This is a genomic window from Mesorhizobium sp. M0074 (assembly GCF_040322975.1).
Classification (GTDB): Bacteria; Pseudomonadota; Alphaproteobacteria; order Rhizobiales; family Rhizobiaceae; genus Mesorhizobium.
The window spans coordinates 502624-525037 of record NZ_JAMYUM010000001.1 but is presented as its reverse complement, the minus strand read 5'-3'; the positions used below and the strand labels follow the sequence as shown (position 1 = coordinate 525037).

General features: G+C 64.4%; 20 protein-coding genes. 9 read left to right on the top strand and 11 right to left on the bottom strand.

What is annotated here, in order from left to right:
- Positions 1 to 605 precede the first annotated feature (605 nt).
- Together NKJ73_RS02600 and NKJ73_RS02595 are read left to right on the top strand one after the other, a co-directional pair.
- Entirely contained in the window at positions 606 to 2858 is a 2253-nt protein-coding gene (locus NKJ73_RS02600) for a transglycosylase domain-containing protein (protein WP_352568243.1), read from the top strand.
- Between the two features lie 61 nt (positions 2859 to 2919).
- Positions 2920 to 3672 (top strand): SDR family NAD(P)-dependent oxidoreductase, encoded by a 753-nt coding sequence (locus tag NKJ73_RS02595; protein ID WP_023675240.1) that lies wholly within the window; start codon positions 2920 to 2922, stop codon positions 3670 to 3672.
- A 113-nt stretch (positions 3673 to 3785) separates the two neighbouring features.
- Here NKJ73_RS02595 and NKJ73_RS02590 read toward each other — a convergent pair whose 3' ends face one another.
- Positions 3786 to 5558 carry a cation:proton antiporter domain-containing protein gene (locus NKJ73_RS02590; RefSeq protein WP_352568242.1) on the bottom strand — a complete coding sequence of 591 codons (1773 nt, stop codon included), beginning with the start codon at positions 5556 to 5558 and terminating at the stop codon, positions 3786 to 3788.
- Between the two features lie 225 nt (positions 5559 to 5783).
- Positions 5784 to 6233, bottom strand: coding sequence for a baeRF12 domain-containing protein (locus NKJ73_RS02585; protein WP_023675241.1), 450 nt, complete (start codon positions 6231 to 6233; stop codon positions 5784 to 5786).
- Positions 6234 to 6672: 439 nt separating this feature from the next.
- On the opposite strand from NKJ73_RS02585, the gene cysG reads away from it, so the two are divergent.
- The 6 genes from cysG (at position 6673) to NKJ73_RS02555 (ending at position 12411) form a co-directional block, all read left to right on the top strand.
- A complete protein-coding gene (gene cysG / locus NKJ73_RS02580; RefSeq protein ID WP_352568241.1) occupies positions 6673 to 8124 on the top strand; it encodes a siroheme synthase CysG in 1452 nt (483 codons plus the stop codon).
- Entirely contained in the window at positions 8121 to 8426 is a 306-nt protein-coding gene (locus NKJ73_RS02575; protein WP_352568239.1) for a DUF2849 domain-containing protein, read from the top strand. The genes cysG and NKJ73_RS02575 overlap by 4 nt, the downstream gene beginning before the upstream one ends.
- A 73-nt stretch (positions 8427 to 8499) precedes the next feature.
- A complete protein-coding gene (locus NKJ73_RS02570) occupies positions 8500 to 10170 on the top strand; it encodes a nitrite/sulfite reductase (RefSeq protein WP_352568238.1) in 1671 nt (556 codons plus the stop codon).
- The gene (locus NKJ73_RS02565; protein ID WP_352448339.1) at positions 10145 to 10909 is read left to right on the top strand and encodes a phosphoadenylyl-sulfate reductase; all 765 of its coding nucleotides are present in this window, start codon (positions 10145 to 10147) and stop codon (positions 10907 to 10909) included. The genes NKJ73_RS02570 and NKJ73_RS02565 overlap by 26 nt, the downstream gene beginning before the upstream one ends.
- A 209-nt stretch (positions 10910 to 11118) precedes the next feature.
- Positions 11119 to 11655 (top strand): DUF934 domain-containing protein, encoded by a 537-nt coding sequence (locus NKJ73_RS02560; RefSeq protein ID WP_352568237.1) that lies wholly within the window; start codon positions 11119 to 11121, stop codon positions 11653 to 11655.
- A 135-nt stretch (positions 11656 to 11790) separates the two neighbouring features.
- Complete coding sequence (locus NKJ73_RS02555; RefSeq protein WP_352468335.1) at positions 11791 to 12411, top strand: DJ-1/PfpI family protein; 621 nt, start codon at positions 11791 to 11793, stop codon at positions 12409 to 12411.
- 147 nt (positions 12412 to 12558) lie between these two features.
- On the opposite strand, the gene NKJ73_RS02550 is transcribed toward NKJ73_RS02555, so the two are convergent.
- Both NKJ73_RS02550 and NKJ73_RS02545 read right to left on the bottom strand, forming a co-directional pair.
- Positions 12559 to 13581, bottom strand: a complete 1023-nt coding sequence (locus tag NKJ73_RS02550; protein WP_352568236.1) for a fatty acid desaturase — start codon at positions 13579 to 13581, stop codon at positions 12559 to 12561.
- Between the two features lie 127 nt (positions 13582 to 13708).
- The gene (locus NKJ73_RS02545) at positions 13709 to 13912 is read right to left on the bottom strand and encodes a hypothetical protein (RefSeq protein ID WP_023675249.1); all 204 of its coding nucleotides are present in this window, start codon (positions 13910 to 13912) and stop codon (positions 13709 to 13711) included.
- 236 nt (positions 13913 to 14148) lie between these two features.
- On the opposite strand from NKJ73_RS02545, the gene grpE reads away from it, so the two are divergent.
- Positions 14149 to 14784, top strand: a complete 636-nt coding sequence (grpE, locus tag NKJ73_RS02540) for a nucleotide exchange factor GrpE (RefSeq protein ID WP_023675250.1) — start codon at positions 14149 to 14151, stop codon at positions 14782 to 14784.
- A 104-nt stretch (positions 14785 to 14888) separates the two neighbouring features.
- Here the strand turns inward: grpE and olsB are convergent, their stop codons facing one another.
- From olsB to NKJ73_RS02505, 7 genes are all read right to left on the bottom strand, one after another.
- A complete protein-coding gene (olsB, locus tag NKJ73_RS02535; protein ID WP_352568317.1) occupies positions 14889 to 15764 on the bottom strand; it encodes a l-ornithine N(alpha)-acyltransferase in 876 nt (291 codons plus the stop codon).
- A gap of 149 nt (positions 15765 to 15913) precedes the next feature.
- Positions 15914 to 18202, bottom strand: coding sequence for a PAS domain-containing hybrid sensor histidine kinase/response regulator (locus NKJ73_RS02530; protein WP_352568235.1), 2289 nt, complete (start codon positions 18200 to 18202; stop codon positions 15914 to 15916).
- Positions 18203 to 18290: 88 nt separating this feature from the next.
- A complete protein-coding gene (gene acuI, locus NKJ73_RS02525; protein ID WP_352568234.1) occupies positions 18291 to 19280 on the bottom strand; it encodes an acrylyl-CoA reductase (NADPH) in 990 nt (329 codons plus the stop codon).
- Positions 19281 to 19331: 51 nt separating this feature from the next.
- Positions 19332 to 19808, bottom strand: coding sequence for a signal peptidase II (gene lspA / locus NKJ73_RS02520; protein WP_352568316.1), 477 nt, complete (start codon positions 19806 to 19808; stop codon positions 19332 to 19334).
- Between the two features lie 26 nt (positions 19809 to 19834).
- A complete protein-coding gene (locus NKJ73_RS02515) occupies positions 19835 to 20698 on the bottom strand; it encodes a TrmH family RNA methyltransferase (RefSeq protein ID WP_352568233.1) in 864 nt (287 codons plus the stop codon).
- Positions 20699 to 21760 (bottom strand): RsmD family RNA methyltransferase, encoded by a 1062-nt coding sequence (locus NKJ73_RS02510; RefSeq protein ID WP_352568231.1) that lies wholly within the window; start codon positions 21758 to 21760, stop codon positions 20699 to 20701.
- Between the two features lie 88 nt (positions 21761 to 21848).
- Entirely contained in the window at positions 21849 to 22334 is a 486-nt protein-coding gene (locus tag NKJ73_RS02505) for a DUF1772 domain-containing protein (RefSeq protein ID WP_352568230.1), read from the bottom strand.
- Positions 22335 to 22414 lie beyond the last annotated feature (80 nt).

The window sequence follows — 22414 nt, the reverse complement described above, 5'->3', positions numbered from 1 at the left end:
ACCGGATTGCGCCTATAAACAGGGGAAAAGTCGCTATGAAATTCGACGATTACGAATGAAGTGTCGCCCGGCCACGGACTGGCGAAGGCCGCAATGGTGCAATTAAGAGCGCGCCGATGAGGCGCGTGAAGGTGCATTCTACCTTGGCAACCGCCTGGACCTTGATCGCGATGATGCCATGTCCTCCCCTGCTCGGCCACGCTCGTAAATACATTGCCAGAGCCAAGTGCCAGCGCCGGGCCGGGCTGCCTTCTCGGCCGGCATCTTCCTGTTGCTGACAGCTAGTGGCGAAGCCGTAGCGTGCGCTCTGGCCGCCGATCACTATCCGTGACCAATCAAGCCAGACGCGGGCGCCAGTCTGAACGACCCACGCGAGGTTGCCGGCCACTGGGCATCAGCACGACCGAGAAATATGACCGCGCTATCCTGGAGGCTACCGACCGATTCGCTGACGTCAGAATCAGGCGGCGTGAACAGCGGCAATAGGTGCCCGGCACCCATTTGATTACCAATCGATTCAGATTTTCCCGACTTAACCCGCCTTTAAACCGCCGCATCTAGTCTTCAACCCCAACGCCATAGGCATGGGGAAGACAGCACAGCGCATGGCGAACCGGAAAGACAGCCGCATCGAGCCCAGCTTCGAGGCATCGCCGGGGGCGAGATCCTCGGCCGGTTTTTCGGTAAGCGAGGAGGACCGCGTCGTGCCGAGCAACCGAAAAGCCGCTGCAAAGCGCAAATCGTCCAAGGCCAAGCCGCCGCGCGGCGGGCGCGGCAAAAGCCGGCGCGGCGTGTTCGCCGTTCTTGCCCGGCTGTTCTACTGGTGCTTCGTGCTGGCCATCTGGGGCGGCATCGCCACTGCCGGCATCGTCGTCTATTACGGCGCGAAAATGCCGGCGGCCACCACCTGGGCCATTCCCGATCGCGCCCCCAACATCAAGATCGTCTCGGTCGACGGCCAGCTGCTTGGCAATCGCGGCATGAGCGGCGGCGAGGCCGTCGGCCTGCACGAAATGTCGCCCTATATTCCCGAGGCCGTCATCGCTATCGAAGACCGCCGCTTCTATTCGCATTTCGGCATCGATCCGATTGGCCTTTCCCGGGCCATGGTGACCAATGTGCTGGGCGGGCATTTTTCGCAGGGCGGCTCGACGCTGACCCAGCAACTGGCCAAGAACCTGTTCCTGACGCCGGACCGCACGCTGGAACGCAAGGTGCAGGAAGTGCTTTTGGCGCTGTGGCTGGAGCACAAGCATACGAAGGACCAGATCCTCGAAATGTACCTCAACCGGGTTTATTTCGGCTCTGGCGCCTATGGTGTCGAAGCGGCCTCGCGCCGCTATTTCGGCAAGAGCGCGCGTGACGTCACGCTGTCGGAGGCGGCACTTCTCGCCGGCCTGCTCAAGGCGCCGTCGCGGCTGTCGCCGGCGCGCGACCCGAAGGCGGCCGAGCAGCGCTCGCAGCTGGTGCTCGCCGCGATGCGCGACGAGGGCAAGATCAGCGCCAAGGAGATGACAACTGCGATGAGCGCGCCGGCGACGCGCGCGCCGTCCTACTGGACCGGCTCGGAAAACTACGTCGCCGATACGATCATGGAAGAACTGCCCGACCTGATCGGCGACGTGCGCCGCGATATCATCGTCGACACGACCGTCGATCTGACGCTGCAGAAACTCGCCGAGCAATCGATCCGCCGGCTGATCGACCAGAGCGGCAAAAAACTCAATGTCAGCCAGGGCGCGCTGGTGTCGATCGACAATTCCGGCGCGGTGCGCGCGATGGTCGGCGGTTACGACTATTCGACCAGCCAGTTCGACCGCGCCTCGGAAGCGCGCCGGCAGCCGGGCTCGGCGTTCAAGCCGTTCGTCTACATGGCGGCGCTGGAATCCGGCCGCACCCCCGACAGCGTGCGCAACGACGCGCCGATCAAGATCGGCAACTGGACGCCCGACAATTACGGCGGCAAATATTTCGGCAAGGTGACGCTGGCGACAGCGCTGGCAAAATCGCTGAACTCGGTGGCCGCGCAGCTGACCATGGAAGTCGGGCCGAATGCGGTGGTCGAGGCGGCGCACCGCATGGGCATTCAGTCCGAGCTGACGGCCAACACCTCGATCGCGCTGGGCACCTCGGAAGTGACGCCGCTGGAACTGACCTCGGCCTATGTTCCCTTCGCCAATGGCGGTTATAAGCCGGACATCCATTTCATCCGCCGGGTCACGACGAGCGACGGCAAGGTGCTCTACGAAAACAATGGCGGCGGTGCGCCGCGCGTCGTCAAGCCCGATGTCGTCGGTATGATGAACTCGATGATGACCGGCACGGTCGAGATCGGCACGGCCAGGAAGGCGGCGTTCGCCTGGCCGGCGGCCGGCAAGACCGGCACCAGCCAGAATTCGCGCGACGCCTGGTTCATCGGCTATACAGCCAATCTGACCACCGGCGTCTGGTTCGGCAACGATGACGGCAGCGCGATGAAGAAGGTCACCGGCGGCGCACTGCCGGCGCAGGCCTGGCACGAGTTCATGGTCGCCGCGCATGAGGGCGTGCCGGTGCGGCCGCTGCCTGGAACCTGGAAGTCGACGCCGCCCGACACCATCGTCCCAGACGAGATACCGTCCGATACGGCGCCGCCGGCGCCGGTCGCTTCCGTCGGCCAATCAGCGCCGCCTGCGGCAGCTACCCAGTCGGCTTCGCGTCCCGTGCGTCCTGCCGAGACGGTCGATGCCGGCGGCCTGGCCATGCCGGGCGTCGACGGCGCCACCGGATCGATCAAGCACCCGGTGCCGCCCGGCAATGTCGGCGGCCCTGTCAAGAAGCGGCAGACCTCGATCCTGGACATCCTGACAGGCGGCTGAACAACAGGCCCCCTCGCCACCGCTGCCGCGTTCCGCTACATCTCCCGTTTGGAGACCGCGAATGGCAGAGACCGACACCAGAAAGACCATTGTGCTGACCGGCGCCAGCCGCGGCATCGGCCATGCCACTGTCAAGCGCTTTTCACGCGAAGGCTGGCGCGTCATCACCTGCTCGCGCCAAGCCTTTGCCGAGGACTGCCCGTGGCCGGCCGGACCTGAAGACCACATCAAGGTCGACCTCGCCGATCAGGAGGATGTCGGCATCGCCATCTCGGAAATCCGCCACCGGCTCGAGGCGCATGGCGGCCAGCTGCATGCGCTGGTCAACAATGCCGGCATCTCGCCCAAGCTCAAGGACGGCAACAGCCGCATGAACTCGATCGACACGCCGATGCATGTCTGGCGCGACGTCTTCCAGGTCAATTTCTTCGCCCCGATCATGCTGGCGCGGGGCCTGTTCAAGGAGCTGGCGTCGGCCAAGGGCTCGATCGTCAACGTCACCTCGATCGCCGGCACCCGCGTGCATCCTTTCGCCGGTACCGCCTATGCGACGTCGAAGGCGGCACTCGGCTCGCTGACCCGCGAGATGGCGCATGATTTCGGCCCGCACGGCATTCGCGTCAATGCGATTGCGCCGGGCGAGATCGACACCGCGATCCTGTCGCCGGGCACCGAAAAAATCGTCGAGACCATCCCGCTGAGAAGATTGGGCACCACGGCAGAAGTCGCCGACATCATCTTCTTCCTGTGCTCGCAGCAGGCATCCTACGTGACCGGCTCGGAAATACACATCAATGGCGGCCAGCACGTTTGAGCGGCTGAGTTTTATCAATCGTCGGCGCTGCCCCTCATCCCCCTGTCGGGACCTTCTCCCCGTGAAGAACGGGGAAAAGGGGCTTGACCGCAACGCTGGCGGGCAGCGCAGGCTTAGGCTGCCGGGGGCGCTTTCGGTGCTGCCAAAACCTCCTCGACGATGCCGCGGGCGATCTCGCGTTCGCCCATGATGACGGTGTCGGCACCAAGGTTCTTAAGGTGCTCGACCTCGGCATCGGAATGGGCGCGGGCGATGATCTCGATTGCCGGATTGGCGGCGCGGGCGCGCAGCACGACCTGCCCGGCCTCGAAGGCGTTGGGAATGGCCAGGATCAGCCGCTTTGCGCCCTCGGGATTGGATGCGGCGAACACGTCGCCGTTCGCCGCGTTGCCGGTCACGGTTTCGACGCCTTCGGCCTTGAGCTTCGCCAACGTCTTGTCGGCATCCTCGATGACGAGGAAGGGCAGGGCGGCCTGCTTCAGCGCCGTGCCGACGAGGCTGCCGACGCGGCCGTAGCCGATCAGGATGGTGTGGCCGGTCAGCCTGGTCCTGGGCGGTGGGCCATCCTCGTTAGCAGGCGCCGCGACCGAAGCCACCTGGCCGGGCTCGGTCGCCGGGCCGATCGGCCTTGCTTCGCCGGACGGCGCCGTCCTGCCAGCGCGTGCTTCCAGCCAGGGTTTCATCCGGTCGACGGCAAGAAACATCAGCGGATTGAGGACGATCGACAGGATGGCGCCGGCGAGGATGAGGTCGCGGCCTTGTTCGGGCAGCAGATTCAGCCCGACGCCGAGTTCAGCCAGGATGAACGAGAATTCGCCGATCTGGGCTAGGCTTGCCGAAATCATCAATGCGGTTGCGACCGGATAGCGGAAGACGACGACGATGACGAAGGCTGCCAGCGACTTGCCGACAACGATGATGGCCAGCGTCGCCAGGATCGGCCAGCCATTGCTGATCACGCTGAACGGGTCGAACAGCATACCGACCGAAACGAAGAACAGCACGGAAAAGGCGTCGCGCAGCGGCAGCGATTCCTCGGCCGCCCGGTGGCTGAGCTCGGATTCGCTCATGATCATGCCGGCGAAGAAAGCGCCGAGAGCCAGCGACACGCCGAACAGCTTGGCCGCGCCGAAGGCGACGCCAAGCGCAATCGCAAGCACCGCCAACCGGAACAGTTCGCGCGATCCGGTATGGGCGACGTAGTGCAGGATCCAGGGGATAAGCCGGCGGCCGACCACCAGCATGACCAAGACAAAGGCCGCGACCTTGGCCAGTGTGATGGCGACGACGCCCCAGACGCCGTAGCTCGCCGGCAGCGACAGCAGACCGCTGGAGTGCACCTCCACCTGCTCTTGGCCGCCGAGCACGCCGGCCAATGCCGGCAAAAGCACCAGCGCCAGCACCATCGCCAGATCCTCGACGATCAGCCAGCCGACGGCGATGCGGCCGCGCTCGGTCTCGATCAGCCGCCGCTCCTGCAGAGCGCGCAACAGCACCACGGTCGAGGCCACGGAAAGCGCCAGGCCGAAGACCAGTCCCGCGCCCATCGACCAGCCGAGCATCCAGGCAAGGCCGGCGCCGAGGGCTGTCGCGAAGCCGATCTGCACAATGGCGCCGGGCACGGCGATGGCGCGGACCGACAACAGGTCCTTCAGCGAGAAATGCAGGCCGACGCCGAACATCAGCAGGATGACGCCGATCTCGGCAAGTTCATTGGCGAGGCCGGCATCGGCGACGAAACCCGGCGTGTTCGGTCCAACCAGAACGCCGGCGATGAGATAGCCTACCAGCGGCGGCACGCGAAAACGGTTGGCAAGTGCGCCGAAGACGAAAGCCAGCCCCAGACCGGCGACGATGGTGGCGATAAGGGGCGTGTCATGCGGCATTGTCTATGGAGCGCCTTCAGGAATCGCGATGTCGGACATGCGCCGTCCAAAAGCCGCCGCCGTGGCAGTATGGAGGCTGCGACAGTCGCGAGACAACCCGCAATCCCATTAAATCGATGGCAAGGCGGCAAAAGACGGAGAGCCGGCAAGCGTTGCCACCCGGCGCGGCCTGCTCCAAGCAGGGCGCTTGCTACGGAAACGAAAGTTGCGCGCCGCCGATGCCGATCAGGTCGCCTGCAGCAGGTTCTCGATATCGGGTATGCTGTGGTTGGTCAGCGTCTTTGGAATTTCGGCCGTTATCTTGTCGGTGACCTCCTTGTGCAGTTTCCTGCGCATGTCGCCCAGCACCGGCGGCGGCGCGATCAGCACGATCTCCTTGAAGCTGCCGCGATGCGCGAGCTTGTAGAGCCTGTCGGCAATCTCTTCGGCAAAACGCTCCTTGCCGAGACGGTGCCAGTCGGTGTCCTCGACCGCACTGCGGTGGACGGAAGGGCCGTCGCTGTAGCGGCCGGGGCGGTCCGTGCCTTGTTCTCGGGTTGCCGGATTTTCCTGCTCCATCTCGTGCACGACCTGAAGGTCGGGATATTGGACGTCTCCACGATTCTCGAGGAACAGCGCCTTTTCGCCATCTGCCACCACGATCCACAGTCCGCGTTTCAGTCTGACGTTGCTCATGGGGCGCTCCTTTTTTGATTTTTCGAGCCCATCGCCGGGCCTTTGCCGTAGGGGCATGACCGGGCTTGGGCCCATAGGCAAACGCGTGCCGAGGCGGGAATGTTCCGGTACTCGGACCCGGTATTCCGACAAGGGCCGGCGAGAGCGCGGGGCTGCCGTCGATCGCTCGGTCAGCATCCGGCGGCTTAATCTACTAAATTGATAGAATTTAGAAAAATCTGTTTTGTGGTTAGCTCCTCCGGCCGCTAGAAAGGCAGCGGATCAAGGGCTGCAGCAGCAGCTTCAATCTGCTCCGCATTTGAATGTGGAATATTTTTCTCTTGGCCTTCATGCTTGCAGAAAAGAGATTGCCTGCTACGAAGCGATGCGCGAGTGGGTGCCTTCTGGTTTTTCGCGCCCCCGCGTAGAACTGACAAACGGTTCCAGGATTCCGCTCGTCATGCCGCAAGCCACGCCCAAGCTCAATGCCTTTCCCGTCTTCATGCGGGTCGAGGGCGAAGCCATAGCCATCGTCGGCGGCGCAGAGGAAGCGCTGGCCAAGGCGCGGCTGCTCGCGCAGTCGAGCGCTGTGCTGCGCATCGTCAGCGATGAAACAAGCCCGGAGCTGCTGGCCTTTATCGCCGAGACGGGGGCCGCCCACATCGCCGACGCCTATGATGCAGCACATCTCAATGGTGCGGTGATGGTGTTTGCCGCCAGCGGCGACGAGGCGCTCGATCGCCGCGTTGCCGGGGATGCGCGCCGGCTGGGCATTCCGGTCAATGCCGTCGACCGGCCGGAGCTATGCGATTTCTTCACGCCGGCACTGGTCAACCGCGCGCCGGTCGCCATTGCCATCGGCACGGAAGGTGCCGGCCCGGTGCTGGCGCAGATGCTGCGCAGCCGCATCGACCGCATGCTGGCGCCCTCGCTCGGTCCGCTCGCGGCGCTCGCCGCATCGTTTCGCGACACCGCCGAAAGACTGCTGCCGAAGGGCAATGCCCGCCGCCGCTTCTGGAGCGATTTCTTTGGCGGCGCGCCGGCCCGCGCTGTCGAGGCCGGCGAGCTTTCGCAGGCGCATGATGCGGCCGTCGGCCTGCTGCTTTCGACAGAACCGGCATCGGGCCATATCGCGCTTGTTGGCGCCGGTCCAGGCGCCGAGGACCTTTTGACGCTGCGCGCCCATCGCCTGCTGATGGAAGCCGACGTGATCGTCCATGACGCGCTGGTGCCGGAGGCGATCGTCGCCATGGGCCGTCGCGATGCCGAGCGCCTGCCGGTCGGCAAGCGCAAGGGGTGCCATTCCAAGAGCCAGGCCGAGATCAATGCGCTGCTGGTCGAGCTTGGCCACGCCGGCAAGCGTGTCGTGCGGCTGAAGTCCGGCGACCCGCTCGTGTTCGGCCGGGCCGGCGAGGAGATGGCGGCACTTCGCGATGCCGGCGTCGCCTACGAAGTGGTTCCGGGCGTCACCGCGGCCTTCGCCGCCGCCGCCGATTTCGAACTGCCGCTGACGCTGCGCGGCGTGTCGTCGTCGATGGTGTTCACCACCGGCCACGACCTCAAGGGAAATTCGCTGCCAGACTGGGCAAAGCTCGCCATTTCCGGCGCGACGGTCGCCGTCTATATGGGCCGCTCGGTCGCCGCCGAGGTCGCCGGCCGGCTGATCGAAGCCGGCCTGTCGCCGGATACGGCCGTAGCCGTGGTCGAGAATGCCAGCCTTGCCAACCGCCGCCGTTTCCACGGCACGCTCGCCGACCTGCCGTCGCTGGAGGCGCGTGCCGACCTCAGCGGCCCGGTGATGACCATCATCGGCGACGCGGTCGCCGGCGCCAATTTCGAACGGTCCGAGCCGCTGGCGGCACACAGGCAGGAAAGCGTGGCCCGTGCTGCCGCGCAAGGAGTGAACCAATGAAAGTCCTGACCGCGAACCGCCTCACCGACGGCATAGCCGTCTGGTACGCCAATGGCGGCTGGGCCGAGACCATCGACCATGCCGACATCGCCCATGACAAGGCGGCCGAGGACCGGCTGGAGGCGATCGGCGCCGAGGCCTCCGCCAACAACGAAGTGGTCGACGTCAACCTGATCGACGTGACCGTGGCCAACGGCACGGTCGAAGCGGTCCGGCTGCGTGAAAAGATCCGTGCCGCCGGCCCGACCACCCGCAACGACCTGGGCAAGCAGGCCCGTCCGCAAGCCGCACGCGCGGCATAGATGACCCAAGCATGATCCCGAGCATGCTCGAACGAAGAAAATAACGGGCGGACGCGCCCGGAAAGACCTGAATATGTACCGTTACGATGAGTTCGACCACGATTTCGTCAAGGCCCGCGTCGCCGAGTTCAGCGACCAGGTCGCGCGGCGCCTTGCCGGCGAGATCACCGAGGACCAGTTCCGGCCGCTGCGGCTGATGAACGGCGTCTATCTGCAACTGCATGCCTATATGCTGCGCATCGCGGTGCCCTACGGCACGCTGAACAGCAAGCAGCTGCGCATGCTCGGCCACATCGCCCGCAAATACGACAAAGGTTATGGGCATTTCACGACGCGCCAGAACATCCAGTTCAACTGGCCGGCGCTGTCGGACATCCCGGCGATCCTGGCGGATCTGGCAAGCGTCGAGATGCACGCCATCCAGACCAGCGGCAACTGCATTCGCAACGTCACTGCCGACCACTTCGCCGGCGCAGCCGCCGACGAGGTTGCCGATCCGCGCCCCTATGCCGAAATCCTGCGGCAATGGTCGTCGGTGCATCCGGAATTCTCGTTCCTGCCGCGAAAATTCAAGATCGCGGTGACCGGCGCCGAGCGCGACCGCGCCGCCATCCAGACGCACGACATCGGCCTGCACCTGAAGAAGAACGCCGCCGGCGAGCTTGGTTTCGCCGTCTATGTCGGCGGCGGCCAGGGCCGCACGCCAATGGTGGCCAAGAAGATCCGCGATTTCCTGCCCGAAGCGGATCTGTTGTCCTACTGCACGGCGATCCTGCGCGTTTACAACCTCTACGGCCGTCGCGACAACAAGTTCAAGGCGCGCATCAAGATCCTGGTCCATGAGACCGGCGTCGAGGAGATCACCCGCCAGGTCGAGGCCGAATGGCAGGAGTTGAAGGACGCCGAGCTGAGGCTGCCGGAAGAAGACATCCGCGCCATCGACGCCTATTTCGCGCCGCCTCCGCTTGTCGACCGGCCGGAAGGCGATGAGGCGGTCAAGCTTGCCCGCCTCGACTCCAAGAGCTTTTCCGAATGGCTGGACCAGAATGTGGTCACCCATCGCCATCCCGACTACGCGGCGGTGACCATCTCGCTCAAGGGCATCGGCGAGACGCCGGGCGATGCCTCCGACAGCCAGATGGAAGCGGTCGCCGACATTGCCGAAAAATATTCCTTCGACGAGCTGCGCGTCAGCCACGAGCAGAACCTGATCCTGCCGCATGTGGCGCGGGCCGACCTCAAGGCGGTCTATGACGCGCTTGTCGATATCGGGCTGGCGACGGCCAATTCCAACCTGATCAGCGACATCATCTCCTGCCCCGGCCTCGACTATTGCGCGCTGGCAACGGCGCGCTCGATTCCCGTGGCGCAGGAAATCTCGCGGCGCTTCGCCTCACTGGAGCGCCAGCGCGAGATCGGCGAATTGAAGCTGAAGATTTCCGGCTGCATCAATGCCTGCGGCCATCACCATGTCGGCCATATCGGCATCCTCGGGGTCGAGAAGAAAGGCGCCGAGCTCTACCAGGTGACGCTCGGCGGCTCGGCCGACGAGAACACCTCGGTCGGCGAGATCATCGGCCGCGGCTTCAGTTCGGAAGAGATCACCGATGCCATCGAGCAGATCGTCGAGACCTATCTCGGGCTTCGGCTGGACAGAAACGAAAGATTCATCGACGCCTACCGCCGAGTCGGTCCCGCGCCGTTCAAGGAGGCGCTCTATGCTGGCGAAGCCAAGGCCGCTTGACCGTATTGTCGACGTCGAGGCCGGCATCGCCGCCCAAGCGGCGGGTCTCGACGCGCTCTACGGCCATCTGAAGCCGCTGGAGATCATCGAGCGGTCGACCCGGGAGTTCTTTCACGGCGAAATCGCCGCCGTCTCGTCCTTCGGCGCGGATTCGGCGGTGCTGCTGCACATGATCGCCGAGATCGACCGCACGCTGCCGGTGATCTTTCTCGACACCGGCAAGCATTTCGAGGAGACGCTCGGCTATCGTGACGCGCTGGCCGCCGATTTCGGGCTGAGCGATATCCGGGTGATCAGGCCCGACGATGCGGCGCTGGCAAGGATCGACCCGACCGGCAATCTGAACGAGACCGACACCGACGCCTGCTGCGACGTCCGCAAGGTCGAGCCGCTGGCGCGCGGCGTCGAGCCGTTCCGCGCCTGGTTCACCGGCCGCAAGCGCTTCCAGGCGGCGACCCGGGCAGCGCTGCCAGTGTTCGAGGCGGTCGGCTCGCGCATCCGCATCAATCCGCTGGCGCACTGGACGACATCGGACCAGGCCGGCTACATGCGCGCACATGCGCTGCGTGAAAACCCGCTGGTCGCCTATGGCTATCTGTCGATCGGCTGCTTCCCATGCACGCAGCCGGTGCAGCCGGGCGACGACGCGCGCAGCGGCCGCTGGGCCGGGCACGCCAAGACCGAATGCGGCATCCACTTGTCGGGGCTGGAAAGGTCGCTGACCGACGCCTCGCTTTAGGATATGTTGATATTCAGCCGGCCTGCAAACGGCGGCTTCCTGCGCTTCCGGCGCTCACGTACCCAAAGTACGCTCCGCTCCGGTTCTCGGAAGCCACCCAGTTTGGTCGCTTCGCGCCCGCCGTCGGCTTCGGCTTGGCCTGACCTGAATCTCGACACACCCCGGGGTGTTTTGAATTTGAGAATATTGTGGACTTGGGAATTTTCTTGATGAGCGACTTGATAGCCGAAAACGCAATGCGGCTGTGGACACCGGATGGGTTCCGCGAGGACGAGTGGGTTCATGCCGAAAGCGCCGAGGCGCTGGTCGGCAATGGCCGTTTCATCCTGCCGTTGCAGGCGTTTCTCGGCCTCGATCCGGAGGTGCGGCGGTCGGCGAAGGAGCGCATCGGTGTGCTGCTGCAGCCCGGCGATCAGCTCGAAAAGATCGCAGGCCTGCTCGATCAGCTGTCACTGGTGGCGCTGGCGTTTCCGGCGTTCAATGACGGCCGCTCGTTCTCCAAGGGCGAATTGCTGCGCAGCCGTTATCATTTTGCAGGCGCTATGCGCGCCACCGGGCAGGTGCTGATTGATCAGCTGCCGCATATGCTGCGCGTCGGCTTCGATGAATTCGAGATATCGCACCCGGTGCTGCTGAAGCGGCTCGAGCAAGGCCGCACAGGCGGACTGCCGCTGTTCTATCAGCCGGCGGTGAAGCCGGAGGCCAAAGGCCCGAAATATTCCTGGCGGCGGGTGCGCGCCGGCTGATCCGCTCCAGAGGGCCAGAAGCCTTCTGGTCGGACCACATTCCAGATTCAACCTTTTATTTTGCGCCTCTCCGCCTTAGGATAGACCCATTATTTCGCGATCCGAATAAATGTGGCCACAAGGGAGGAACCGGGTATGGCTGGCAAGAAGATATTGATGCTCGTTGGCGAGTTCAGCGAGGAGTACGAGATTTTCGTCTTTGAACAGGCCATGCATGCGGTGGGCCACACCGTCCATGTCGTTTGCCCCGACAAGAAGGCCGGCGATATCCTGAAGACCTCGCTGCACGACTTCGAGGGCCACCAGACCTATACGGAAAAGCTCGGCCACGACTACATTCTCAACAAGACGTTTTCCGAGGTCAACCCGGCCGAATACGACGCCGTCTACGCGGCGGGCGGGCGCGGGCCGGAATATATCCGCATCGACAAGCGCGTGCAGGCGCTGGTGCGGCATTTCCATGAGACGGGAAAACCGATCTTCACCATCTGCCACGGCGTGCAGATCCTGATCGCGGTCGACGGCGTGGTGCGCGGCCGCGAAGTCGCGGCGCTGCAGTATTGCGAGCCGGAAGTCACGCTGGCCGGCGGCATCTATATCGATGTTGCGCCGACCGGCGCCCATGTCGACGGCAATCTGGTGTCGGCCAAGGGCTGGCCGGGCCTTGCCGCGTTCATGCGCGAATGCCTGAAAGTGCTGGGCACCGAGATCCGCCAGGGCGAGATCCTGATGCGCGACCAGCGCCAGGCGGCTTAAGCTCGGAATGTGGAGCCCGCCGCACCCCTAACGCATGTCGCGCAAAAGTGTTCAGCGGTTTTGCGATAACGGCATGCATAAACAAGAACCTAAAGCGCGTCGCATGAGGCCGGTCGAGCGCGACGCGCTTTAGGTGCGGCGGTACGTCTACACGGCCATCCGCGCTTCGCGGAACGATACCAGCTTGCTGCGGCTCTCGTCCCACAGCGCCAGCTTGACGCAGCGCAGGCTGTCGAGGAGTGTGACGCGGCCGATCTCACGCAGCTCCGGATAGTCCCTCAGCACTTCCGGAAGCCGGTAGCATGGCACCTTGGCCGAGAGGTGGTGCACGTGGTGGACGCCGATATTGCCGGTGATCCAGTTCAGCACCGGCGGCAGGTCGTAATAGGACGAACCGTGCAGGGCAGCGTGCTGGAATTCCCACTCGGAGTCCTTTGTCCACTCCGTCTCTTCGAACTGATGCTGGACATAGAACAGCCAGATGCCGGCCGATCCGGCGAGGATGACGATCGGCAAATGCACGACCAGAAACGCGCCGGGGCCAACGAACCAGATGAGCAGCGCGGCTATGACCGTGATGGCTAGGTTGGTCGACATCGACGACACCCAAGGGGTGAGGCCGCCCCGCATCATGCCCAAGGGCAGTCTCTGCTCGAAAATGAAAATCCAGATCGGGCCAAGGCCGAACATCACCAGCGGATGGCGATAGAGGCGATAGGCGAGCCGGCCCCGCCACGACAGTTGCCGGTATTCGGCGACGGTCAGTGTCTTGATGTCGCCGGTGCCGCGCTCGTCGAGATTGCCGGCGCTGGCGTGATGGGTTGCGTGGGCGCGGCGCCAGCAATCGTAGGGCGTCAGCGTCAGCACGCCAAGGACGCGGCCGATCCAGTCGTCGGCATAGCGATTGGCAAAGAAGGAGCCGTGGCCGCAATCGTGCTGGATCATGAAGATCCGCACCAGAAAGCCGGCGGCTGGAAGGATGAGGACCAGACCCCACCAATGGCCATAGGCATAAGCGGCCGAGGACAATGTCCACAGCGTGGCGAAGGGGATGAGGGTGATGGCGAGTTCGACGGCGCTGCGACGCCTGTCGGGCTTTTTATAGCGCGACAGGATTTTCAACCAGGCGCGCTTGCTGTTTGCCACAGCTTCGGGGGAAATCATGTTCATCATGAAACATAGGCGGAGCAGCGCGCTGCCGCAAGCCGGCGATCACGCAAAGTTACTGCGGGTAAATGTCGCGCGATGGCGAGGAATTGATGGCCGCAGTCGCCGGGCGCACGGCCTGCAATGGTGTCTACCGACGGCGCCCGCCTGCGACCACCTTGGCTTCCACGCCGTCCAGGCGGTCGAGCAATTCCTTCAGACGGTCGGGAATATCGGACTCCGTGCGGAAGGCCGGCAAGGTGCGCAGAAAGCGCTTGGTCGCCTCGGTGCCGAGCTGGCGCCGGATATCGGCGGCGAGCCCATCGCGTTTTTCGCCATTCCTGCGGGGCATCATCCAAAATCCTGTGTCGGCTTCGAAACTCTTCCAAGGGAGGAATGGTTCCCGCATTGTAGTGTCCCGGCAAGCAAAGACGTCGGGTACGGTAAAGTTTGAATTAAAATCGAAAGGTCTGCGCCGTCCGCCATCAATCAGCGACAGCGGCTGCAGTATCGCTTGCCCCTTGATTTTTGGCCGCTAAACCTCGATATCGGGCGCAAATCCACACCATTCGAAAATGACGGGAAACGGCGATGAGCGACCAGGCAAAAGACGAACGCGCGCCCGATGAAGCCGAGAAGACCGAGGCTGCCGCGGAGCCAAGGGAAGGTGGCGTCGACGGCGACTATGAAGCGCTTGTGCGGCTTCTGAAGGAAAACGAAGAGCTGAAGGATCGCGCGCTGCGCGTCGCGGCCGACATGGAGAACTTGCGTCGCCGCACCGCCCGCGACGTCCACGACGCGCGCGCCTATGCGGTTGCCAATTTTGCCCGCGACATGCTTTCGGTGTCAGACAATCTGCGCCGTGCGCTGGATGCCATCCCGGAGGAGGCCAAGGCTTCGGGCGATGCCGGCTTCAAGGCGCTGATCGACGGCGTCGAGATCACCGAGCGCGCCATGCTGTCGGCGCTGGAACGCCACGGCGTGAAGAAGCTCGAGCCCGAGGGCGAGAAATTCGATCCGAATTTCCACCAGGCGATGTTCGAGGTGCCCAATCCCGACGTACCGGCCAACACGGTCGTGCAGGTCGTGCAGCCCGGCTATTCGATCGGCGAGCGTGTTCTGCGGCCCGCCATGGTCGGCGTCGCTAAGGGCGGCCCCAAGCATGTGGCGAGCGAAGCGCCAGTCGAGCCGGGGCCGGTCAACGAGCAGGCTGAGAAAGATGCGTGAATGGGTGAATGGTCAATAGTGAATGGTTAGTAGTGAGTAGCCAATTGCTGCTCCAGCAGTCAGTGCTATGTTCTATTCACTATTCACTATTCACTATTCACTATTCACGCCGCAAACCGCTGCGCTTCTCCACCATAATAATTGACGTAGCGGGCACCGATCTCCTTGACCGGCATCACCACGAACACGTCGACCGTCGAGAATTCACGGTCGATGACGCAACCGTCGCCAATGCGCGCGCCGACGCGCAGATAGCCCTTGACCAGTGGCGGCATCGCGGCGATCGCCGCCTTGGTATTGACCGCCTCGATCGGCATCAGATCCATGGAACAATAGCGCCCGGCGACGGCACGCACGTCCCAGGATGAATTCGTCCGGCAGTGGTGGGCAAGATAGGTCAGCGCCTCTGCATGTGCCGCCGGCACGGTGCCGTGGAACGACGCGCAGCCGGTCATCACGCCGATGCCGTAATGATTGATATAGGCCCAGATGCCTTGCCACAGCGCCTCGATGGTGCGCTTCGAGCGGTATTCCGGCAGAACGCAGGAGCGGCCGAGCTCGAGGAAGCGCTGGCCGGGATGCCGCGCGATCAGCTTGGTCAGTTCGAATTCACCTTCGGAATAGAAGCCTCCGGCGGCCGCGGCAATCTCCTGCCGCAGCAGGCGGTAGGTGCCGACGATGCGGCGATGCTCGGGGCCGGAAAGCGAAGTATCGAAGACCAGCAGATGGTCGCAGAGGGGATCGAAGCGGTCGGCATCGCGGCGGTCCTGCATCTGGAACAGGTCCTTCCTGGCACCAAGCTCGTCGTAGAACACCCGGTAGCGCACTTCCTGCGCGGCAGCGATCTCGGGCTCGTTGCGGGCGAGCCGCACTTCGAGATTGCCGATGCGGCCGAGCGATGCGCCTTTTATGACGGCATCGGCGTTCCGGCCGACGAGCAAAGGCCCGCTGGCGTTCGGCCGAGCATCACATTCCGGCATGACTGTATGCACGAGTGATTCTCCTTCGAGCCATCCCTCTTGGCACGGGGATACGGTGTAGGTGCAACAGGATTGTGACAGTACCGTGATACGGCTCTGCGGGCAATACTTCGTCGGCTGGGTAATCTATCAACCGTCTATGTTGTGCCTCAGGCGGCCGCTTGCCCTTCGACCGCATGAACCAGGGCATCGGGGTCGAGCGGCTTGGTGACGAAGCCGCTGGCACCGTGAGCGAGCACGGCGTGGCGGGTCTTTTCCTGGCTGTCGGCCGACAGCACCATGATCGGCACCGGCGGCACCGCGGTCTCCTCCTCATGGCGGCGGATGGCGGCGATGGCGTCCAGACCGTCCATGACAGGCATGTGCAAGTCCATCAGCACCACGTCGTAGCGGTGCTTGTGGCCGGTGCTGATGACCGCCTCGACCGCGGCCTTGCCGTTGCCGACCACTTTCACGCGATGCCCGGCCTTCAGCAGCGTGGCGCGGGCCAGCATGGCGTTGATGTCGTTGTCCTCGGCGATCAGCACCGACAGGCCCTGCTGGCGGGCGCCAATGGCGTGCCCCGCCTGCGCGCCGCGCCTTTGCAGTTGCGGCTCGGCGATGACCGGTGCATGGCTGGTCAAAAGCACGCGCAGCAGTGTCTCGCCGCGCACCGGCCTCGCCAGGAAGGTGGCGTAACCGTTGGCACGGAACTCGCCAAGCATGCCGCGGTCGGTCGGCGCGATCAGCGTCACTGCCTCGCAATCGGCAAATCCGCTCTGGCGCAGGCGCCTGAGCAGCCTGCCGTCGCTTTGCTCCATGGCAGCATCGATCAGAAGCACGTCACAGCCCTCGGCGAAAGCGGTGGCCTGGGCGGCGGCGGTGGCCAGATCGACCGTGCCGCCATTGGCGCGAATGGTGCGGGCGAGGGCTTCGGCCTCGACCAGGTTCTTCGATACGATCACCGCATGCCGGCCCGACAGCGCGTCCTGGCGGATCTGCGGCGCCTCGACGGCGGAAATAGCGGGAATCTCGAAGACGAATTCGGACCCCTGGCCAAGCCGGCTCGACACAGAGATAGTGCCGCCCATGGCGATCACCAGGCGTTTGGAAATGGCGAGACCGAGGCCGGCACCGCCATGCGCACGGGTCGAGGTGCCGTCAGCCTGTTCGAAGTCCTCGAATATGCGCTCCATGTCCTCCTCGCGCAGACCGGGGCCGGTGTCGGTGATGGTGAAGCAGATGCGGTCGGTGGTTTCGGTGCGGACGCGGGCGATGCTTGCCAGGACGCCGCCGCTGTCGGTGAACTTGACGGCGTTGCCGATGAGATTGAGCAGCACCTGCCTGACCCTGCCGGGGTCGGCGGTGATCAGCTGCGGCACGTCGGGTTCGACATGGCAGCCGAGGCCGATATCCTTGGCAAAAGCCCGCGCCGCCAAAAGCTCGATGACATTGTCGGCGATCTCGCGCACCGACATCGGCTGCGGTTCGGGATCGAAGCGGCCGGCCTCGATCTTGGAGTAGTCGAGCAGGTCCTCGATCAGCGCCAGCAGCGCGCTGGCCGAGGTCGAGATGGCGCCGACATAGGTCCGCTGCTCGGGCGAAAGGCTGGTGTCGGCGAGAAGCCGGGCCATGCCCATGATGCCGTTCATCGGCGTGCGGATCTCGTGGCTGACGGTGGCGAGGAAGCGCGATTTGGCCTGGCTCGCATATTCGGCCCGCTCGCGGGCGGTGATCAGCGAGGATTCGGCGCGCTTGCGAGCGGTGATGTCGCGGGCGATGGCGCGATGCGAAACGGCGCCGCTGTCCTTGTCGCGCACCGACAGCTCGATCCAAGAGAACCAGCGTGGGCCGTCCGGCGTGCGAATGGCGACGTCGGTGGAACTCAGGCATTCATGGTCGGAAAACGCGGCGTCGGGGACGATGCCGACATCGATGCCTAGTTCGGCCAGGGTCTTGCCGGCAAGGTCGCGCTGGTCGGTTTCGACAAGGTCGGCGAAAACCTTGTTGGCGTAGACAATGTGGCCGTCGCGGTCACGATGGACGACGAGATCGCCGAGTGCATCGATCAGCCCGCGAAAGCGCTCCTCGCTCTCCTGCATCTCCCACATGCGGTCGGCCAGCGTCTCGATTTCGGCGCGGCTGCGGGCGGTCGTGGCATCGAGCAGGGCCACCGCGCGGCGCTCGGTGCGCCTGTTGCGCAGATGCATGGCGAGCCCGGCGATGGCTGTCGCCAAAAGGCCGATGGTGATGAAGATCGGCGCCCCGGTCAGATGCGAAAAGCCTGCCAGCACGACGATGGCGACGAGCGTCAGGAAGGGCAGGCCTTCGCGGTTGGAGGCCGGCAGTTCCGGCGCCAGCGGTGGCGCGGCGACAAGCTGCCGTCCTGGCGCCGCGGGGGCCGTCCCGTCGGCCCGTTCGGCTGGTTCCGCCTCTCTGATGCCGGGTTCCGCAATCATACGGAACTCCTGCCAGACAGAGCTTATCGAAGGTTGTGGTTGATCGCTCGAATTTTAGCGGTCGCGCTCTTTTTTATCCCTTGGGGGCTCATATATCCACCACCACGCGGCCGCGGATCTTGCCCTCGACGATCTCATGCGCGGCGCCGATGATGCCGTCGAAGCCGATGCTCATCGACAGGCTGGCAAGCTTTGCGTGGTCGAGATCGGCGCCGATGCGGCGCCAGGCCTCGAGGCGGACCGCCTTCGGCGCCATCACCGAATCGATGCCGAGCAGCGAGACGCCGCGCAGGATGAAGGGGGCGACGCTTGCCGGCAGGTCCATGCCGCCGGCGAGGCCGCAAGCGGCGACGGCGCCGCCATAGGAGGTCATCGACAGAACGTTGGCCAGCGTGTGACTGCCGACCGCATCGACGCCGCCGGCCCAGCGTTCCTTGGCGAGCGGTTTTGCCGGCTGGGTGAGCTCGTCGCGTGAAATCACTTCCGCGGCGCCGAGGTCGATCAGATAGGGGCTTTCGGCAGCGCGGCCGGTCGAGGCGATGACGTGATAGCCGAGGCTGGACAGGATCGAGACCGCGACCGAGCCGACGCCACCGGCAGCGCCGGTCACGACCACCGGGCCGCGCTCGGGCACGATGCCGTGCCGCTCCAGCGCGATGACGCAAAGCATGGCGGTGTAGCCGGCGGTGCCGACCGCCATCGCATCATGCGGGCTCATGCCGTCCGGCAACGGCACCAGCCAGTCGCCCTTGACGCGGGCGCGCCCTGCAAAGGCGCCGAAATGCGTCTCGCCGACGCCCCAGCCGTTCAATATGACCTTTTCGCCCTTGCGCCAGTCAGGATTGGAAGACGAGATGACGGTGCCGGCGAAATCGATGCCCGGCACCAGCGGCCAGCGGCGGATTACCGGCGCCTTGCCGGTAATTGCAAGACCGTCCTTGTAGTTCACCGTCGTCGCCTCGACCGCGACGGTGACGTCGCCCTCCATCAGGTCTGCCTCGGTAAGCTCGGTCACCGCGACTGACTGGTTTTTCTCGGCGTCACGCGAAACGAGGATGGCTTTGAAGGTTTCGGGCATTTTTTCTCCTCGGGCTTGCAGATCAGAATGTGCGGCGCCAGGCGAGTGAGGTCAATCGCTCGACGCTCCGCGCCGCCAGCTAATGAGTTCGTCGAAGACGACCAGTACCGCACCAACCGAAATGAAGGCGTCGGCGAGGTTGAAGACGGCGAAGGACCAGACCGGCGTATGGAACAGGACATAGTCGATTACATGACCGTAGATTGCGCGATCGATCAGGTTGCCGAGCGCGCCGCCGACGATCAGCGCGAAGCCGATGCGGGCAAGCAGGTGGCCCGGCGGCGTGCGGGCCGCAAGGTAGAGCACGAAAGCGACCACCACAACCGCGACGACCACCAGGCCGGTGTCGCCGAAGGACGAAAACAGCGAAAACGCGATGCCGGTGTTGTAGGTGCGGTACAGCGCCAGGAAAGGCAGGAGATCGAGCTTTTCCTGAAAGGCAAGGCCGGTCTCGACCAGATATTTCAGCCACTGGTCGAGCGCTATCGCGGCGACAACCAGAAAAGCGTAGGGGCTCCAGGACTTCATAGTTTGCAGTTTCACGGTTTGGGACGTCACGATCGGGCATCCTCCGGGCCGAGCTTCAGCGCGCCGCGCCGGATCTCGAACAGCATGACGCCGGTGGCCACCGCAAGGTTGAGCGAATCGGCGCGGCCGGCCTGCGGTATCCGCAGCAGTTTGTCGCAGTTTGCGGCAAGCTCGTCAGGCAGGCCTTGCTGCTCGTTACCCATCATCAAAAGCACCGGGCCTTTTGAAAAATCGACCGAGCGGTAGTCGACCGCACCCTTCAGATGGGTGCCGGCGACGAGGCCGGGAAAGCTCTTTCGCCAGGCGAGAAAAGCTTCGGGCGACGCCTTGGCGACCGGCACGGCGAAAATCGAGCCCATGGTGGCGCGCACCGTTTCGACCGAAAAGGGATCGGTGGTCTCGCCGACCAAGATGACGCCCCTGGCCCCGACAGCGTCGACCGTGCGGATGACGGTGCCGAGATTGCCGGGGTCGCGGACGCGGTCGAGCGCCACCCAGACGTCGCCGTCACGGACGCGGATGTCCTTCAACGGCAGGAATTTCTGCGAGAACACGCCGACGACCATTTGCGGATTGTCGCGGCGGGTGATGGCGACCAGCACTTTTTCCGAAACTTCAAGGACGGTGCCGCCGGCGGCGACCGTGCGCGCCGCGATCTTTTCAACCGCCGTATTGCCACGTCCGGCCTTGGCGAAGACCAATGTCCTGATCGACCAGCCGAGATCGAGCGCGTCGATGACCAACTTCAGGCCTTCGGCCATGAAGGCATTCTGCTGGTCACGGAATTTCTTCAGCGCGAGCGCCTTGATGGCCTTGACCAGCGGGTTGGCGAGGCTGGTGACTTCCTTCACCTGCCCTGGCGCGCCCGCGTGCCGTTCGTACGCACTCATTCAGGCCACCCAGCGTGAGAACAGCGAGGTCGAAAGCGCCCGACCGGCAGATTTCTCGCGGATGATCAATTCACCCGACTCGACCGTGCCGCCCATGCCGGCGAAGGTGTCGCGCATCAGGGCATGGATGGCGAAAAAAGAGGCGCGGATCGAATAGGCGGTCAGTACCACGGCGAGCGGCTTCGGCGTCAGGATCGCGCGGCAGATATCGGTCAGCGCCGGCAGGTCCTCGAACAGCTGCCAGACCTCGCCTTTCGGTCCGCGGCCATAGGCGGGCGGGTCGAACAGGATGATGTCGTAACGGCTGCCGCGGCGCTCCTCGCGTTCGGCGAATTTCACGGCATCGTCGACGATCCAGCGGATCGGCTTTTGCGACAAGCCCGCCATTTCCTGGTTTTCGCGCGCCCACCCGATCGCCTTCTTGGAAGCATCGACGTGGGTGACCTCGGCGCCGGCACGCGCCGCCACCAAGGAGGCAAGGCCGGTGTAACCGAACAGGTTCAACACCTTCACCGGCCGTTTTGCCGCCGCGATCAGTCCGGCCATGTGGTCCCAGTGCGAGGCCTGCTCGGGAAAGACGCCGACATGGCGAAACGAAGTGAAGCGGCCGAGATAATCTATGCCGTCATGCTTCATCGGCCAGGTCTCGCCGAGCGGCGTCTTGGGGAAGCGCCAGCGGCCGATGCCTTCCTCGTCGGTATCGCCGGTGAAAATGGCGTCGGCGCGCTCCCAGTCCCTGGCCGGCAAAGCCTTTTGCCAGATCGCCTGGCCCTCCGGCCGAACGATGCGGTAGGGGCCGTATTGCTCGAGTTTCTCTCCGGCGCCGCTGTCGAGCAGCGCGTAGTCCTGATTGGCGCCGACCTCGAGGATCAGCGGCAGATGTTCGGCAGGCAGCGCGCCATCGCGGCGGGATAGAGGGCGCGGCGCGGCTTTCGGCTCGGACCGGTCCTGCAGTTTAGGCTCCGAACCGGCGGTCAGGCCGGCGTCGCGCCGCCGCGGCTGCTCCGCCCCGCCCTTCGCGGGCGGGCGGCTGTCGCGGCGTTTGTCGCGAAAAGGTTTCAAGAAGGCGCATCTCCGGAAGGCGGCTCGCCGCTTCTGCCACAGCACATTGACCGGCGCAACAAAAGGGCTGCCGACGTGTGCAACCGGATCAGCCGCGCCTGATCGACAGCAGGCCGACTGCGAGCGCTATGAAACCAACGGCCTTGAAGCCGGTGACGACCATATGGCCGGTTTCCCAGCTGCTCCGGATACTTTCGAAATTGTCCGGGATCGGTCCAGGCACCCAGGTGGCCAGGACATCGTTTGCCGGTTTGACCAGGGTAAACCACGCCACGAGGGCCATCAGATAAAGCACGGTGGCGGCCAAAATCCACCAGAATGCCGGGCGGTCGCTGCGCAGCATCCAGGCGAGAAGCCCCGGACAGGCGATCGCGGCCACGTCCAGCGGTGCGCCGACAATCGCGAAGAATTGGAACTGAGCGTTGAAGACAGTGGTTTCACGCCAGAGCGAAGGCGGCCATCTGGTCAGCCGCGGCACCGATTCCAGCACATGGGCGAAGGATGGTCCGAGGCTGAGCGCAGCGACGATGGCGGTCAAAACCGACCAGAACAACAGGAACCCGCGTATATCCATAATGGCCAGACAACGGCGTCAGGGCGCAGACGTTCCCGTCCGCCACCATGTCGCTTGCCGCCGAAAGTGCTGGGGCTCTA